Genomic DNA, 17778 nt, shown 5'->3' on the forward strand with positions numbered 1-17778 from the left:
TTAATGCAGATTATTCACTCTTAAGGTTAATTGCAACACTAAGCGAGTAACTATCTGTTTATTATGAATCTCTTCGACTAGTCACTAACATTTATCACTAAAGCAATGCTACATTTATTGGCTATATATCGCAGGCATAAAAAACAGTGAAGTTATCTAACTGCACTGTTTTTATTCGGTATGATTTTATTTTAAAACAATAAATTTACACTTCGCTTATGCGTTCCATTCTTGCTAAATAAAAACCATCAAAACCATGCTCAGCAACCAAGATTAATTCATCATCTAATAATGTAAAATGTGGGTTTGCAGCTAAAAAGGCATCAACTTGATTTCTGTTTTCATCAGGCATGATTGAACAGGTAGCGTAGACTAATATACCGCCCACTTTTACCATTCGGCTATAGCTTTGCAAAATGTCTTTTTGTAGCTCAATTAATACCGGTAATCTTTCTGGCGTGTCACGCCATTTAGAATCTGGGTTACGTTTTAACACCCCTAAACCTGAACAAGGTACATCGAGTAGGACTCTGTCAGCAGTCAACTTCATCCGTTTAATGGTTTTGCTGCTAGCGATAATGCGGGTTTCAACATTATGCGCGCCTGCTCTTCTTGCTCTAATTTTGAGGTTATCAAGTTTCCATTGCTCAACATCCATAGCAAGTAAACGACCTTTACCTTGCATTTGTGCGGCAATGTGCAAAGTTTTACCACCAGCGCCGGCGCAAGCATCAACAACTCGCATACCTGGTTTTGCATCAATTGCAGCAGCAACGAGCTGCGAGCCGGCATCTTGTTGTTCAAAATAGCCTTGTTTAAAGGCTTCAGTTTTGAATAATGCAGAATCTGAACGTATCTCTAACGCACTTTCAACGCCTTCAACCTCTACAGTAGCGACCAACTCTTTAGTTAACCGTTGCTTTAATTCTTCACGGGTGCCTTTTAAGCTGTTAGCGCGAATATAGCGTTTTGGCGCTGTTGCTAAAGCCGCTCTTTCTGCTGGCCATTTTTCGCCTAGTTGCGCAGCACCTAACTCGTCAAGCCACTCTGGGCAGCCATCCCACAAAGCCGGTTGTGCTTTTGCAACCTCTAGACGCTCGGCAAACTGTGCGCTATCAACTTGTAATGCATATTCCATCTTTGGTAAATCAAGATCGTGGAATAAATGCCAGCCGTTTAATAATTTAGAACCGGTACGTTCAATATCTTCTACTTTGATATCAACCAAATAGCAGTAAAGGTTCAAACGACGCAAAATATCACCAGTAACGAGAGTAATTCTTGCTAGCTCCGCAGGTGGATATTGCATACCTGAAAAGTTATGTGAATAAGCGCGATCTAAAGGTTTACCTTCAGTTAGCACCATAGTTAACACATTAATGACCAGTTCAGATGAACTGCCTGAGAGCGGGTAAGTTAGCATTGGGGGATCTCAACGAGTTATAGAAATAAGATAAAACAGAAAAAGCGCATGGATCATAGGAGTTAACCGCCTTTTAAGCAAGTATTGATTCCTATTTATTGGCGGTGAAATAACAAAAAGGCAGCCGTTAGGCTGCCTGATATAAAGTGTCAGCTTAAAGGTTACATTTTAGAGCCTTTCGCGCCGTAAAATATGATAAATGCATAGCACACTACAGGAAGAATAAACGCCGGTTGTATGCCCATGGTATCAGCCATTACCCCTTGTAATAATGGGATGATTGCTCCACCAACAATCGCTAAACATAAAAAGCCACTGCCTTGCGAAGTATGTGGGCCTAAGTCTCTTAAAGCCAAACTAAAAATAGTTGGGAACATAATGGAGTTAAATAAGCCAACCGCTAAAATTGCCCACATGGCCACTTCACCACTGGTATTAATAGCAACTAATACTAAGGTCGCAGCCATTAAACCATTAAAGGCTAACATGGTGCCTGCAGGTATTTTTTGCATAAGCGCTGAACCAATAAAACGACCAATCATCGCCCCGCCCCAGTAATAGGTAATGTATTTTGCTGCATCAGCTTCTTGCAGCCCTACAATGTGCTCTTCACCTAAAAAGTTAACCAAAAAGCTGCCAATTGATACTTCAGCGCCAACATAAACAAAAATGCCCACCGCGCCCAATACTAAGTGAATGCTTTGCAACGCGCTGGTTTTACCTTTGTAAGTAACCTTACCATCTGTTTCAACTGCGGTATGAGATTGGATAATAGGCAACTTTAATTGTGAAAAAATCACAGCTAAAACTGCTAACGTGGCAGATAAAAATAGATATGGCATTTTTACCACGTCAGCTTCAGCTTGTGCATGGCTTAACTCACCGACGGCACCCGTTGCGACTGAAAGAATCAACACAGCGCCAAAATATGGGGCGACAGTGGTGCCTAATGCATTAAAGGCTTGGGTTAAGTTTAAACGACTTGAGGCTGTTTCTTCAGAGCCTAGTGCATTCACATAAGGATTAGCGGCTACTTGTAAAATGGTGATACCTGAAGCCAAAACAAACAATGCCCCTAAGAATAACGCGTAAGTTTCCAATGCTGCAGCAGGGTAAAATAAGGCACAACCGATACTAGCAATAACTAAACCGGACACAATGCCTTTTTGATAACCAATCTTTTTAACCAGACTGCCAGCAGGTAATGACACTAAGAAATAAGCGCCAAAAAAACAAAACTGAATCAGCATGGCTTCAGTGTAACTTAATGAAAATACCGCCTTTAGATGAGGGATTAGTATGTCATTAAGACAGGTAATGAATCCCCACATAAAAAATAGTGAGGTTAACGATACTAGTGCGAAACGGTAACTACCGTCGCCAGTACTGCTAACTGTTGTTGAACCCGTTGGAATAGCTGAAGCCATAATATGAACTCTCTTGTTATCGTTGTTATCACCAATTACTAGCATGTCTACTGGCAACTGAATCTTGTTATTAAAAACCTACAACACATATAAAAACAGCAACCGATTAAGCTGCTGTTTTATCGTTACATTATTTAATTAATGCGAAGAAACTTCCAAATGCGTTTAATGTTAGTTTAGCATCAGCTTGCAAAGATGCAGACTCAAGACCGTGATCATCTTTAACTGCAACAATGTCATATGCAGAGGCATCAAATGTATTGGCACTATTATCTAAGTTAAATACTACCAGCATTTTTTGAGTTTCAAAGGTACGTACAAATACCAAAAGGTTAGAATCCACATCAATAAAGCTAATATCACCCATCACCAATGCAGGATATTGCTTACGCCATTTTAAAAAGCGGCGATAAGCATGTAGATTGGATTGTGTATCTGCTTCTTGAACATCTGCAGCCATAGCTTTATGTGCAGCAGGAATAGGTAACCAAGGTTTACTGCTGTCAGAAAAACCCGCTTGTTGATGATCTTTCGACCACGGTATTGGGGTTCTGCAGCCATCACGGCCTTTAAACATTGGCCAGAAGGTAATCCCAAATGGATCTTGCAGCTCACTGAACTCAATAGGCGCTTCCGTTAAGCCTAATTCTTCACCTTGATAACTGCATACGCTGCCTCGCAGCGAAAACAACATCGCATTGAGCATTTTAACCATGGCGGGATTAGTTTCACCTTTGCCCCAGCGGGTCGCAACGCGTTGCACATCATGATTACCTATGGCCCAGCACGGCCAACCGTCACCAATACTGGCTTCCAGTTCTTCAACTGTTTGGCGAATATAAGCCGCGCTAAAATCATTGGTTAATAGCTCAAAACTATAGGCCATATGCAAACGATCATCGCCTTGGGTATATTCAGCCATGGTCGCTAAAGAATCTTCTGCTGACACTTCGCCTAAAGTCACGGCGCCTGGGTATTGATTAATAAGTGCGCGCAGCTCTTCAATAAAGCCGACAGTTTGTGGACGGGTATTATTGTAATAATGATATTGGTAGGCATAAGGGTTATCTTCACTAAAGCCACGACCTTGGCGTTGATCTTTGGGTTTAGCTGGATTATCACGCAGATGCTCATCGTGATAGCAAAAAGTAATCGCATCTAAGCGGAAACCATCAACGCCTTTTTTAAGCCAAAAATCGACATTTTCAAGCACTGCAGCGCGAACTTCAGGGTTATGGAAATTTAAATCAGGCTGACTTTTTAGGAAGTTATGCAAGTAATATTGCTGACGACGCGGCTCCCACTCCCAAGCACAACCACCAAAAATAGCTAACCAGTTATTAGGCGCGGTGCCATCTTCTTTAGGGTCGGCCCAAACATACCAATCAGATTTGTCGTTATCACGACTTAATTTACTTTGTTTAAACCAGGCATGCTCGTCAGATGTATGACTTAATACCTGATCGATGACTATTTTGATATTGAGCTTATGTGCCTTTTCAATCAGTTCGTCAAAGTCTTCCATTGTGCCGAACATAGGATCAACATCGAGATAATCACTGATGTCGTAACCAAAATCTTTCATTGGCGACTTAAAAAAGGGCGATATCCAGATTGCATCAACATTCAAACTAGCAATGTAATCAAGTTTGGTAATTATTCCTTGTAGATCACCGACTCCGTCGCCATTTGAATCCATTAAGCTTCGTGGATATACCTGATATATCACTCCGCCGCGCCACCATGATAACTGACTCATTACTCGCCCTCTGTAATAAAAGCATTAACCATATAGCTACCTCACCCATGGTTAACCCTATGTTGCGACCTAGTAACTGGTCGTCATTATTATTTAATTGCCTCGAGGATACGTGAATAGTGAAATCAGGTTCAATAGAGCTGCATACGTATGCAAAGAATTAATACGAATTTTAAAAATACAAACCAAGCACTTAAATGCTAATATTCAATAACTTAACCAATACATAAACTATCTTTTGAATGTTAAAAAAAAGTAATAAAGTGGCAATTTAAAGTCTACAAAAGCTTTGAATACGTATGCATAACGTTGTCGATGAAAGAATGCTAGGAGTAGTATCTTTACTGTTCCGCAACAAAGTGGAAATAAACCTCAGCGCTTATGCAGTCATTTAAGCAAGCTGAAGTAAAAATACTATAAAGACTGTAATTATAAATAATAGAAATCTAGCAGCTCGACCTTATAAAAAGGGCTGCTGGCCATTCAGAAGGGGAAAGATGGATGTCGCTATTTAAACCAAGCTTACTAACGTTAGCAATGGTAGCTGCCAGTACAAGTATGTACGGTTACGCTGCTGAAGCAGAAGATGTTGCAACTGCTGATGAATCAATTGAAGTATTAAAAGTCACTGGTATTCGTCGTAGTTTAAAAGAATCACAATCATTAAAAATGTCTTCATCTTCAATCGTTGAAGCTATTTCTGCAGAAGATATCGGTAAATTACCTGATGTCAGTATCGCAGAATCACTTGCACGTCTACCAGGTGTTTCAGCTCAGCGCCTTGATGGCCGCGCAAACGTCATCTCAATCCGTGGCATGGGGCCAGATTTTACTACCGCTACCCTTAACGGTCGTGAACAAACATCTGTTAACGATAATCGTGGTGTTGAATTTGACCAATACCCTTCTGAATTATTAAATCGTGTTGTGGTATACAAAACACCAGATGCCTCAGTTATGGCACAAGCTATTGGTGGCACGGTAGATATGCAAACCATAAGCCCACTCACCCATGGCGAGCAAACTTTCGCAGTTGGTATACGTGGTGAATTAAATGACCTTGGTTCTTTAAACAGTGGCTCTTCTGATACCGGTTACCGTGGCAGTATTTCATACATTGACCAATTCGTTGATGATACTGTTGGTATTGCCTTTGGTTATGCACGTATGCAATCACCTAACCAAGAAGAACGTTGGCAAGCATGGGGCTACCCTAACCTCGATTACGATGAGTCAAATCCATTCGTACTTGGTGGCGCAAAACCTTTTGTTCGTTCATCTGAATTAGAGCGCGATGGATTTTTAGGTGTAATCGAATACGCTCCAAATGATTTTTATATTTCAAAATTAGATCTTTTTTATACCAAATTTACTGATGACCAACGCTTACGTGGTATTGAAATTCCTGGTCAATGGGGTGCTGACTGGGGTAATACCGGGGTAACAGCAACTGAAAATGAAGATGGATTAGTGACCAAAGGCGTTATTAATGACGCAGCTGTAGTACTACGCAACGACGTTAACAAACGTGATGCTGAATCCTTGTCAGTGGGTTGGAACAACAAGTTCGCAATCAATGACAACTGGCTTGTTACTGCAGATATTGCTTATTCAAAATCTGAGCGTACTGATATTGGTATGGAAAGCTATAGCGGTACTGGCCGTGGTAACGGTAATGGTGCAGTAGATCAACTCGGTTTTGAGTACGATGGTAAAGGCGGATACAAATTTAGCCATGACCTTGATTATTCAGATCCTAACCTAATGAAATTAGGTGGTCCATTTAGCTGGGGAGACCCACTCGGACCAGACAGCCAAGACGGTTTTATTAACAAACCTGAAATCGAAGATGAATTAGCCTCAGCTAAATTGACCGCTGAGTACATTTTTGATGATGGCGCTGTACGCAGTGTTGAATTTGGTGTTAATTACTCAGAGCGTGAAAAAAGTAAACTTGATTCAGGTTACTATTTAACCCTTAAAGATTACCCAGACATGCAGACCGTGCCTGAAAAATACCTGTTAAGCCCTACTTCTTTGGAGTTTTTCGGTATGGGCGACATGCTGAGTTATGACTCTTTAGCATTTTATAACGACGGTAATTACACCGAAACGAATGCGGATACGGTTGACTTAAGCCGCGCAACTAACTCATGGTTAATCAATGAGGAAGTCACCACAGCGTTTGTTAAAGCAAACCTAGATACTGATCTCTTTGATTTACCATTGACCGGTAATTTTGGTGTCCAAGCAGTAATGACAGATCAAAGTTCCGACGGCACTGTGGCAACTGTTGATGGTGGCGAAGTGATTAAAACACCACGTACAGCGAGTGATAGTTACACTGAATGGCTACCAAGCCTTAACTTAGGTTTAGCGGTCGCCGATGGACAAATGCTACGTTTTGCGGCAGCACGTACATTGACCCGTGCTCGCATGGATAAAATGAACGCAAACGTTAACTTCAGCTACGATGCTAATCCTAGTGATGGTGTTAACTGGACTGGCGGCGCTGGTAATACAAGTCTGCGCCCATGGTTAGCGCGTCAATATGATATCAGCTATGAGAACTACTTTAGCGATCAAGGTTATTTTGCCATCGCCGTTTTCTATAAAGACTTAGAAAACTTCGTTTATGACCAAACGTCGCTGTTTGACTTTGGATCCATTTTCCCTGAACAGCCAGGTAACCCAATTGGTGTTGTCACTCAACCACAGAATGGTGAAGGTGGTTATGTTCAAGGTATTGAAGCGTCATTCTCAATGGACTTTGGTATGTGGGCTGATGGGCTAGAAGGTTTTGGTACGGTATTAAGTGGTTCATACAACGACAGTGAAGTTAAAGAAACCTCTGATAGCGAGCCAACAACTTTACCTGGTCTTTCAGAGAAAACCTTCAATGCGACGGTTTACTATGAAAACTCAGGCTTTGAAGCTCGCGTTAGTTCACGCTACCGTAGCGAGTTCTTAGGTGAAGTTACTGCAATCAGCTTAAGCCGTGTTAACGTTAATGTTAAAGCAGAAACCGTGGTTGATGCACAAATTGGTTATGATTTCTCTGAAAGTGGGATTGATGCCTTATATGGTTTATCTGTTTTGTTACAGGTTAATAACTTAACCAATGAGCCATTTACTTCATACACGGGTGATGATGCTCGTTTCGTCCGAGATTACCAAAACTATGGTCGTAACTACATGTTAGGCGCGAACTACAAGTTCTAATCTATATATGACCAATAAGCCTCTGTAACCTGTTACAGGGGCTTTTTTACTTTATATCAAACCATTATTTAATAAGGCGATTACTATGAATAACAACAAAATAAAAGACATTGTAATTGTTGGTGGCGGCACTTCCGGCTGGATGACCGCCGCCATGTTAGTTAAGCTATTTAAACAGCAGCTCTACATCACCTTAATCGAGTCTGAAGATATCGGCACCATTGGTGTCGGTGAAGCTACTATTCCTCCACTGCAAATATTTAATAATGTATTAGGCATTAAAGAAGCAGATTTTATCAAACAAACCCAAGCAACTTTTAAACTCGGCATTGAGTTTGAAAATTGGGGCAACAACCAACAAAGCTACATGCATGCCTTTGGCAATGTAGGTAAAGATATTGGCTTTACCCAGTTCCATCATTACTGGAACAAATCCAAACCCACTGATATTAATCATTTCTGGGATTTTTCATTAAATTACCAAGCAGCTAAAAATAATAAATTCTCCATAATGGATCGCGTTCAAGGCTCGCCATTAGCTGGTATCACCCACGCTTATCACTTTGATGCCAGCCTCTACGCTAAGCTATTACGTGACTACAGTGAAAAGCTGTCAGTTAAACGTATCGAAGGCTTAATCACCTCCGCAACTCTTGCCAATGACGGCAGCATTGAATCCGTGTCATTAAAAGATGGCCAGATAATTAGCGCTGACTTTTTTATCGACTGCTCAGGCTTTGCTGCCTTGCTCATTGAAAAGCAATTAGATGTCGGTTATGAAAACTGGCAGCATTGGCTCCCCTGCGACAGCGCTTATGCAGTGCCTTGTGAACGAACTGAAGTATTGGCTCCTTATACTCGCTCTATCGCCCATGATGCCGGTTGGCAGTGGCGTATTCCGTTGCAACACCGTACTGGTAATGGCTTAGTTTATTGCAGTCAATATTTATCTGATGAGCAAGCCAAAGCGTTATTGCTTGAAAACCTCGATGGAAAACCGCTGGCAGAGCCCAGAAAAATCAATTTTAAAACCGGACGCCGTGAAAAGCAGTGGCATAAAAACTGTGTTGCCATTGGTTTATCAAGCGGCTTTTTAGAGCCACTTGAGTCCACCAGCTTACATTTAGTTCAATCAGCCATCATACGTCTGTCTAAGCTGTTCCCCCACAATGGCGTTCAGCAAGCTAATGTTGATGAGTTTAACCGCCAATCAAAACTTGAGTTTGAACAAATTCGTGACTTCATTATTTTGCACTATCACCTGAATCAAAAAGACTCACACCATGATTTATGGCAGCAATGCCGTGATATGGCGATACCTGACAGCCTTAAACAAAAAATTGAACTATTTAAAGCCACTGGCACTGTCAGTCGCTACCAAGATGAATTGTTTACAGAAGCTGCTTGGATACAGGTAATGCTCGGCCAAGGCATTATGCCTAATGACTATAACCCGTTAGCTAATAGTGTAAGTGATGCTGACTTACATGATTATCTGGGCAATATTAAGCAAATCATCAATAGGGCTGTTGCTGCTATGCCGTCTCATCAACAATTTATTGATAAATTGTAATTTCATCAAAGGTAAACTTATGACTATTAGAAAACTTGCTCCGCTAGCCTTGATGGTTAATGTATTAATGACTAGCGCTGCTACTGCTGAAATCAATAATGTCACCGTTGAACCACAATCTTGGTGGGCTGATATGCAAAACAGTCAATTGCAGTTATTAGTCTATGGCGAAGGTATTAGCGCCTATGAGGTCAAACTTGTTGAATCTGCCAATGTGGCACTTAAAGCGGTTCATCAGTCAGTAAGTAACAATCATCTATTTATCGATTTAGACTTAAAGGATGCAAAGCCGCAAACCATTAAAATAGGTTTGTTTGATAACAATCAGCTAGTTCAAACCCTTGAATACCCTATTCAGGCCCGAGCGGCAGATTCACGCCAGCGTGAAGGGTTTTCTAACAAAGATGTTATTTACCTCATCACTCCTGATCGTTTTGTAAATGGTAATCCTGACAACGATAATCACCCAGACATGTTAGAAACAGCCAATCGTGACGATAAAGATGGCCGACATGGTGGTGATATTCTCGGTATTCGTCAGTCACTACCCTACTTCAAAGATCTAGGTATCACACAGTTATGGATAAACCCGCTGCTTGAAAATAACCAAGCCCAGTATTCCTACCATGGTTACTCCACCACTAATTTTTATAAAATTGACCCACGTTTTGGTAGCAACGAAGAATACAAATCCTTAGTAGAAGAAGCGAAGCAGTTTGGTATTGGTATTATTAAAGATGTGATTGTTAACCATATGGGTTCGGGGCATCGCTGGATGGCTGATTTTCCAACTTCAACTTGGATAAATGGCCAACAAAAATGGCAACAAAACCCTCAAGACATCATGTATACCAGCCATCGCAGAACCACAGTTCAAGATCCATACGCTATGCCATCTGATACTGCAGAATTCGAAAATGGCTGGTTTACTGACACCATGCCTGACATGAATCAAGGTGATCAGTTTATGGCAAAATACTTAATTCAAAACAGTATTTGGTGGATTGAATATGCCGGCCTCAGTGGTATTCGCGAAGACACCTACTCTTATGCAGATAAAGGCTTTTTAACCACTTGGTCAAAAGCCATTATGGATGAGTATCCCAACTTTAATATTGTTGGTGAGGAATGGAGCGATAACCCCATTACAGTAAGCTACTGGCAGGCGGGTAAACACAATGCTGATGGCTATGTCTCACATACCCCGAGCATGATGGACTTTCCACTTTATGAGGTGCTCATTAAAAGCTTAACTGATGAAGAAAGTTGGGGTAGCGGACTTATTAATCTATATGAAACGCTCGCCAATGATGTGGTTTATGCCAAGCCTACTGATTTAGTGTTATTTGAAGGTAACCATGACACTAACCGTTTATACAGTCTGATGAACAATGACCTAGCCCTGTATAAAATGGCCATGGCCTATGTGTTAACCAGTAACCGCATTCCGCAAATTTTCTACGGTACCGAAGTTTTGATGCAAAGTCCGACAAAAGATCGTAATGACGGTTTAGTTCGCAGTGACTTACCCGGCGGATTTGCTGAAGATAAACTCAGTGTATTCAAGCCATCGTCTTTGTCCGCCCAACAACAAGATGCGCTTGCCTTTAATCGCGCGCTTTTAAACTATCGTAAAAACTCATTAGCGATACAACAAGGCAGCCTTAAACACTTTGCTCCTAAAGAGGGTGTTTACCTGCAAGCCCGTGAATATAATCAAGCAGGCAACAAAGAGAGTTTATTGATTATTTACAATAAAAATCAGCAAGAATACCAGCTTGATTTAAGCCGTTTCGCACCAGTGATTAAACAACATACTGTGGCTAAAGATATCATCACACAACAAACGTATTCATTAACTAAGCCGCTCACATTAAAAGAAAAAGGTGTCATTATTCTTAAGTTAATCAAATAACGGTTAAACTCTAGATCATAACTAAAGCTTGTTAATCTCCTTTAGTTAAATAATATAAATCTGCCACGAGAAGCATATGTATTTACAAAAATTCAGCGTAAGTTTACCGATAAAATTAGGCCTGGTATTAACGGGAGTCAGTATGGTTATTGCTGGTTGCGCCACAGATAAAGCCAGTATTAATGAGACGGTTAAACAGAGCGGTACTGAGCAGCTAAGTGCTGCTGCACAACCTTTAACCGGTAAGCCGGTGGTTTATCAGGTTTTTACCCGTCTTTATGGTAATACCAACACTACCAATAAGCCTTGGGGCACTATACAAGACAACGGTGTCGGCAAGTTTAGTGACTTTACCGATATTGCCCTGCAAGACATTAAGTCATTAGGGACAACCCATGTCTGGTATACCGGCGTACCCCATCACGCATTGATCAATAATTACACTGACATTGGGATCAGTAATGACGACCCAGATGTGGTAAAGGGCCGCGCTGGCTCACCTTATGCGGTAAAAGATTACTATAACGTTAACCCTGACTTAGCTAATGACCCGGCTAACAGATTAGCTGAATTTGAAGCGCTTATATCACGTACTCATCAAAACGGCATGCAGGTGATTATCGATATCGTGCCTAACCATGTGGCTCGCCAATATCAATCTGCCCCACAAAATGCGCCGCTTCCAGCTAATCGCAACTTTGGTGAGCAAGACAATACCGCTGTTGAATACGATAAAAACAATAACTTCTATTATATTGTCGGTGAGAGTTTCTCTGTTCCCGATGCCAAAGATAACTATCAGCCCTTAGGCGGTGAGTCTCATCCCCTCGCTGACGGTCAGTTTATTGAAACACCAGCTAAATGGACCGGTAATGGCTCACGTTTAGCCAAGCCAGACGCCAATGATTGGTATGAAACCGTTAAGGTTAACTATGGCGTTAAGCCTGATGGCAGCTACGACTTCCCTACTCTGCCAAGTGAATATGCCCAGATGTCTTCTGCGCAGCATTACCAATTTTGGCAGACTCAACCACTGAGCGATATCCCTGATTCTTGGGTTAAATTTAAACACATCACCGAATTCTGGCTAGCAAAAGGCGTTGATGGCTTCAGGTACGATATGGCCGAAATGGTGCCAGTTGAATTTTGGAGTTATCTCAACAGTAATATCAAACACCTAAACCCCAATGCTTTTTTACTTGCTGAAGTGTATAACCCAAGTCTTTACCGTGATTATATTCATTTAGGAAAGATGGATTACCTGTACGATAAAGTGGATTTATACGACACCTTAAAAGACATTATCCATGGTAAAAAATCGACGGCTGCCATTGCTGAAGATCAAGCAAAAATTGCAGATATTGAGCAGCACATGCTCAACTTTTTAGAAAATCATGATGAGCAGCGGATTAATACTGGCGACTTTGCAGGCAGCGCAGAAGCCGCCTTGCCTGCGATGGTGGTTTCGACCACCATTAGTCGCTCTCCGACCTTACTTTATTTCGGTCAAGATGTCGGTGAAAAAGCCGTGCAAAATGCCGGTTTTGGCCGAGCCACCCGTACCAGTATTTTTGATTACGTTGGCGTACCAGCCCATCAACGCTGGATGAATAACGGCAAATTTGATGGCGGTCAATCAACGGATGCAGAAAAAGCCCTTCGCGGTTATTATCAAACCTTGGTTAACTTAAGTCACACGGCGCCAGCCCTGCAAGGCGAGTACTTTGAGCTTGATACTTTTAACCGTGCTGTTAGCCAAAAAACCAATCAACAAGGCTATAACGATAATACCTTTGCCTTTAGCCGTTATAACGACGAGCAGTTTATGCTGGTAGTCACTAATTTTAGCGACAGCCAAGCTGCGAGTATCAACTTACACCTCCCAGAGGCATTAATCACTGAAGCCCAAATCAAGGATGGTAGCTATCAAATAGAAAACTTGCTCACCATTGGTGCTAACGAAATACATCCTATGAATGTGGTAAAGCAACAAGCCAGCATAGCGATTAATCTGCAACCACTAGAATCTCAAGTGTTAGTTATTACCTGGTAATAAGTATTACTAATTCATGCTGCTAATTCGTGCTAGCAAGATTTAAACCTGCCTAAGCGCCTTTAAACCTGCAATAATTAACCTTATTGCAGGTTTTTTCATCATCTTTGCTAGCATCTTTGATGCAAGCAATGTCAGTTCAGCTTACTTGTACAATGTGACGGGCTTTAGCTCAAGCTCCTTACTAAGTGTTAGCTCAGTTAACAATAGCTGGCATAACTGGGCTGAAACACCATAAAAGTGACTTGTACTATGCTCAATCACCAAGCTTAAAAAGCGGTCACTCCAGCTAAGTAAGTGCTGTTCTAATAGTTCTTTCACTCTTTGTTGACCGTCTTGCAAGTCAAGCTCTAAGCAATACACCAGTGCAACTAGCATTAAACCAAAATGATCCATTGGTTGATGTTGTGGTAAATTGAAGTTCAAGTGGTTTTTTTTACAAAAATCCATAAATAACAGGGTTGACTGGTCAAACAAACGATTATTATTGCTCAAATATACTGAGCCCCATGGATAAGCAAGTTTCCCTTTTGGCCTGATAAATAAGGCATTGTAATCCTGTTTAATGTCATCTAGCACCAAAGTTTGACTCAACTTTTTTAAGGCCTCTAATTTATCCCTAAAGTGATTATCTATATTGTTTTCTTTTGTTATAAATAAGGGTAACTCTAGTGTTGAAATAGTTTCCTTTAATTCATCAGTTGGTTTTTGATAAAATACTTCAGCTAGAAAATTAAACATTCCTGCCATATTTTTAACGTATTCATCGTTGTTCATGTTTAAATTCCATTTGTTTAAATTATTTAATTCACATTATTTTATTTCAGGTTATTATAAATATCTGTGATAGGTTCCTATTTATCTAAACAATTATTATGACATTTTAATAAAAGTGACTTAGGTAAATATTCGGTCTATGAATATTGTGTAAGATAGATGTGTTACAGCTTATATAGGCAAAGTTATGTTACTGATGAATTTTAAAGAAAGATGGCGTGCTGCAGAACTCAGTAGTGCTATAGAAGTAAGCCTTAAGCCACACTCAGTATGGGTCAGTTCTTCATACCCAAGGAGCTCACTAGAAACCATTTGCAGAAAGATTTCCCTAATGGTTATTAATGACTTTAGACGCGTAGAGAATCTACCTAAGCGTTTGAGTGAACAGGAATTAATGTCTATATTTTTCAATAGCTTCAGCATTTTGATCAACAACAGTCTTAATGGTGAAATATTAACGAAAGATGATTACATCATCATCGCGCTAGCCAGAGAGTTTTCTGCATTGGTAGATCAATCACATCAACAAGAACTCATTAATCATGCTGTATCAGTTATTCAATTATCCAATAACTGGGATAAACACATTATAAAATCAAATCAACGCGCCAATATTAGATTTACCGTTTAGCCCCTGCTTTATTAAATATAACTTAAATTTACCTACCATTTCATTAATAACACTTTTCATTATTGTTGTTACACTGCCAAATACATTTATCAACTTTGTTGTTTAAATAAAAATGCCAACCCTAGGGTTGGCATTTAAAATAAGTCTTTAGTCTTAGCTTCTTAATTTAATAAATACTGTTGTTGGCCCTGTACCTAAATCTTCATGGCCATCACCATTTAAACTTGCCCCAGGCAAACTTAATGCTTCAGATTGATCCATCACATCTAACACTTGCACAGGGCAACCGGTAACACAAAATGGTTTATCACCGACATCAAGCCTGTCTTTACACATGTCACATTTAGACAAGATACCACGCTTAGCGTCAAGTTTTGGCGCATCATAAGGACACACCATACGACATGCTCCGCAACCGACACATAGCGTTTCGTCAATATGGACAATGCCATCATCGCGTTTAACCATTGCGCCAACAGGACACTTTTCAACACAAATAGGCTCTTCACAGTGATGACAAGATTGCGATAAAAATACCGCAACTTGCTTACCTAAATGATTGGTTTTTTCACCTTGAGAGATATCTCTTACGGTGACAAATTCATTCGCTTGTCGGCCAGCCTGACATGCCACGGTACAAGCTTCACAGCCAACACAGTTTTCTTGGCGAAATACAAAAACTTTTTGTTCAGTCATTAGAAAGTTCCTTAATGATTATAATTACGCCAGTGCAATATCGACACGGGTTGAGTGGAAGGTAGAACAGTTGTTCATATCAGTTAAATCACAGTTTGCCAGCTGGTTAACTGCGGTATTACTTCCGTTATCATTAAGTTTTTTCCAGGCATTTTTCCAAACAAACAATGTGCCCACAGGTGTCATTGGTTCAACCCTTGCTACATATTGAATTTGTACACTCGGGTTACCATAGCGACTTGCAGTTAACGTCACTTGATCGCCTTCATTAATCCCTTTGCTGCCAGCATCTAAAGGATGAATATAAACAGTATGTTGAGGTAATGTCCCAGCAATATATTTAACATTGGCCCATTGAGAATTACTTAATTTAGGGTGCGCTGGTGATATTAATCTGAACTCACGCGCTTTTTCAGCATCGGTCATCCCTTTATTATCAGCAGCATCGCTTTCAGGGGTGCCGGTATCAATTACTGGATTGAATTTTTCAGGGTCAAAGTACTTGCCGCTGGTGTCTTTAAATTCAATCTTGCCGCTTGGCGTTGGGAAGTCGTAATCTTTACGGAATGGATACGGTACAATTGGGCTATCCCACTTTTGCTCTAATAGCGCATCGTAACTAATATTACCTTTCCAAGTATTACGTAAAATTTCATCAATCGACTCATTGAACTCTGCATCTTCAAAACCCATTGCTTTAGCAAGTTCATTAAAGATGACTGTGTCAGGTTTAGATTCATAAAGTGGCATAATGGCTTGCGCACTATGCTTAGAGTAATAACAATGATAACTATCAATGAGATTTGATTGCTCCATAAAACTAGACGTCGGTAGCAAGTAATCAACATAATCCATGGTATCGGTTTGGAATAAATCAATACCCACTAAGAACAAATCGTCACGCATCAAGCCTTTTTCAATCAGATCAGTGTTAGGGGCAATTGCCATTGGGTTACTTGAATATACAATCATTGCTTTAATTGGATCGCACGGCTCACCAAAAGCAAGTGGACCAATTTGACCGTCTTCATGTTGATAATCTTCAGGTAGTAACGACCTGCCAATCTCATTCATATTGACCGTGTCTCTTACTGCATCTTCAGGTGTTAGATGCGGCGCATTACAATAAGCCCAATCAAACATCCCACCAGCTTGAGTATTAAGATACACAACACCTGCACCCACTTTGCCGATATTACCGGTTAACGCTGCAAGCGTTGGAATGGCTTTAACCATTCGGCCACCATTCAAGGTACGTTGTAAACCATAACCAATGCGGATCATGGCACATTCAGCACCTGCATAAGCTCTAGCAAAGGCTTGGTATTCGCTTGTAGAAACACCCGTTTCTTGTTCAATTTGTTCGTGGGTAAATTCTTCAAGGCGTGCAACTAGTGCATCATAATCTTGGGTATGGGCTTCAATAAAGTTTGTATCATGCAAACCTTCTTCAATCAGCACTTTACTAATACCCACAACTAACGTGGCATCGGTACCTGGTGTCGGCTGCAACCAAATATCAGCTTGCGACGCTAAAGGTGTTCTAGCAGGGTTAACCACTAAAATTTTAGCGCCTTTATCACGGGCTTCATTGATAAATTTAAGATGGTGGATATTGGTGGCTTGCTCATTGGTACCCCAAGAAACAAAACATTTGGTATTGACGTAATCTTCTGGGCTTGGGCCTGAAAACTCACCCAATATAGAGCTCATTCCTGAATAACCGGCACTGGCACAAATATTACGTTGCAAGTTACGACTGCCGATACGGTTAAAGAATCGGTTCGGACCCGAGCCTGCACTGATACCGCTATAGCCAGAATAAGAGTAAGGAATGATTGAATTACCACCATGGGTGTTAATAATCTCGTTTAAGCGGCCTGCAATGGCGCTATATGCCTCATCCCATGAAATAGGTTCGAAGCTTGCACCTGGGCCACGTGGTCCTACGCGTTTCATTGGTTGTTGAATACGGTCTGGGCTATACACAGACTGTAAATAGGCATGACCTTTAACACATGGGGTTCCCGCTGTTACAGGGTGTGTTGTATCACCTGTGATTGATATTGCCACATCATCTTTTGTGGTTACCATCAAGCTACATCTATCACCGCAGTTACGTGGACACGTTGTGTGATAAACACCATCTGGAATGCCTTCTTCAGGTGGTACTTCAATTGGTGGTTCTACTACTGGAGGTTCTTCAATATTCTCATCATCACTAGAACACCCCATAATACTGGCAGAAAATGCAAATGCACTACTCCCCTTAAGAAAACTACGTCTATTCATTGCCATGGTA

Annotated in this window: 11 protein-coding genes; 5 read left to right on the forward strand and 6 right to left on the reverse strand. The window is 40.8% G+C overall.

Translation table 11 applies throughout. From position 1 onward, the window contains the following. Positions 1-205: 205 nt before the first annotated feature. From Q4546_RS10140 to Q4546_RS10150, 3 genes are all read right to left on the reverse strand, one after another. Positions 206-1423, reverse strand: coding sequence for an RsmB/NOP family class I SAM-dependent RNA methyltransferase (locus tag Q4546_RS10140; RefSeq protein ID WP_303446220.1), 1218 nt, complete (start codon positions 1421-1423; stop codon positions 206-208). Positions 1424-1584: 161 nt separating this feature from the next. Then, on the reverse strand, positions 1585-2850 hold the full coding sequence (locus Q4546_RS10145) for a sugar MFS transporter (protein ID WP_102437415.1): 1266 nt from the start codon (positions 2848-2850) through the stop codon (positions 1585-1587). Between the two features lie 130 nt (positions 2851-2980). Next, the gene (locus Q4546_RS10150) at positions 2981-4609 is read right to left on the reverse strand and encodes an alpha-glucosidase (RefSeq protein WP_102437374.1); all 1629 of its coding nucleotides are present in this window, start codon (positions 4607-4609) and stop codon (positions 2981-2983) included. A gap of 501 nt (positions 4610-5110) precedes the next feature. Between Q4546_RS10150 and Q4546_RS10155 the strand changes: the two genes are divergently transcribed. The 4 genes from Q4546_RS10155 (at position 5111) to Q4546_RS10170 (ending at position 13372) form a co-directional block, all read left to right on the forward strand. Next, on the forward strand, positions 5111-7831 hold the full coding sequence (locus tag Q4546_RS10155; protein WP_303446221.1) for a TonB-dependent receptor: 2721 nt from the start codon (positions 5111-5113) through the stop codon (positions 7829-7831). Positions 7832-7916: 85 nt separating this feature from the next. Further along, positions 7917-9404, forward strand: coding sequence for a tryptophan halogenase family protein (locus Q4546_RS10160; protein ID WP_303446222.1), 1488 nt, complete (start codon positions 7917-7919; stop codon positions 9402-9404). A 19-nt stretch (positions 9405-9423) separates the two neighbouring features. Continuing rightward, on the forward strand, positions 9424-11319 hold the full coding sequence (locus Q4546_RS10165; RefSeq protein ID WP_303446223.1) for a glycoside hydrolase family 13 protein: 1896 nt from the start codon (positions 9424-9426) through the stop codon (positions 11317-11319). A gap of 76 nt (positions 11320-11395) precedes the next feature. Beyond that, the gene (locus Q4546_RS10170) at positions 11396-13372 is read left to right on the forward strand and encodes an alpha-amylase family protein (protein WP_303446224.1); all 1977 of its coding nucleotides are present in this window, start codon (positions 11396-11398) and stop codon (positions 13370-13372) included. A gap of 144 nt (positions 13373-13516) precedes the next feature. On the opposite strand, the gene Q4546_RS10175 is transcribed toward Q4546_RS10170, so the two are convergent. After that, the gene (locus tag Q4546_RS10175; protein ID WP_303446225.1) at positions 13517-14149 is read right to left on the reverse strand and encodes a molecular chaperone; all 633 of its coding nucleotides are present in this window, start codon (positions 14147-14149) and stop codon (positions 13517-13519) included. 187 nt (positions 14150-14336) lie between these two features. Between Q4546_RS10175 and Q4546_RS10180 the strand changes: the two genes are divergently transcribed. Next, the gene (locus Q4546_RS10180; protein WP_303446226.1) at positions 14337-14780 is read left to right on the forward strand and encodes a hypothetical protein; all 444 of its coding nucleotides are present in this window, start codon (positions 14337-14339) and stop codon (positions 14778-14780) included. Positions 14781-14933: 153 nt separating this feature from the next. Here Q4546_RS10180 and Q4546_RS10185 read toward each other — a convergent pair whose 3' ends face one another. Next, a complete protein-coding gene (locus Q4546_RS10185) occupies positions 14934-15476 on the reverse strand; it encodes a 4Fe-4S dicluster domain-containing protein (protein ID WP_303413124.1) in 543 nt (180 codons plus the stop codon). A gap of 24 nt (positions 15477-15500) precedes the next feature. Beyond that, on the reverse strand, positions 15501-17774 hold the full coding sequence (locus Q4546_RS10190) for a molybdopterin-dependent oxidoreductase (RefSeq protein WP_303446227.1): 2274 nt from the start codon (positions 17772-17774) through the stop codon (positions 15501-15503). Positions 17775-17778 lie beyond the last annotated feature (4 nt).

Source organism: Shewanella sp. 4_MG-2023, from assembly GCF_030548015.1.
Lineage (GTDB): Bacteria > Pseudomonadota > Gammaproteobacteria > Enterobacterales > Shewanellaceae > Shewanella.

Bases quoted from the DNA above. Each gene is read 5' to 3' on its own strand.
- Q4546_RS10165 (WP_303446223.1), top strand. From the start codon at position 9,424: ATGACTATTAGAAAACTTGCTCCGCTAGCCTTGATGGTTAATGTATTA.
- Q4546_RS10170 (WP_303446224.1), top strand. From the start codon at position 11,396: ATGTATTTACAAAAATTCAGCGTAAGTTTACCGATAAAATTAGGCCTG.
- Q4546_RS10160 (WP_303446222.1), top strand. From the start codon at position 7,917: ATGAATAACAACAAAATAAAAGACATTGTAATTGTTGGTGGCGGCACT.
- Q4546_RS10185 (WP_303413124.1), bottom strand. From the start codon at position 15,476: ATGACTGAACAAAAAGTTTTTGTATTTCGCCAAGAAAACTGTGTTGGC.
- Q4546_RS10150 (WP_102437374.1), bottom strand. From the start codon at position 4,609: ATGAGTCAGTTATCATGGTGGCGCGGCGGAGTGATATATCAGGTATAT.
- Q4546_RS10180 (WP_303446226.1), top strand. From the start codon at position 14,337: ATGTTACTGATGAATTTTAAAGAAAGATGGCGTGCTGCAGAACTCAGT.
- Q4546_RS10140 (WP_303446220.1), bottom strand. From the start codon at position 1,423: ATGCTAACTTACCCGCTCTCAGGCAGTTCATCTGAACTGGTCATTAAT.
- Q4546_RS10190 (WP_303446227.1), bottom strand. From the start codon at position 17,774: ATGGCAATGAATAGACGTAGTTTTCTTAAGGGGAGTAGTGCATTTGCA.
- Q4546_RS10145 (WP_102437415.1), bottom strand. From the start codon at position 2,850: ATGGCTTCAGCTATTCCAACGGGTTCAACAACAGTTAGCAGTACTGGC.
- Q4546_RS10155 (WP_303446221.1), top strand. From the start codon at position 5,111: ATGTCGCTATTTAAACCAAGCTTACTAACGTTAGCAATGGTAGCTGCC.
- Q4546_RS10175 (WP_303446225.1), bottom strand. From the start codon at position 14,149: ATGAACAACGATGAATACGTTAAAAATATGGCAGGAATGTTTAATTTT.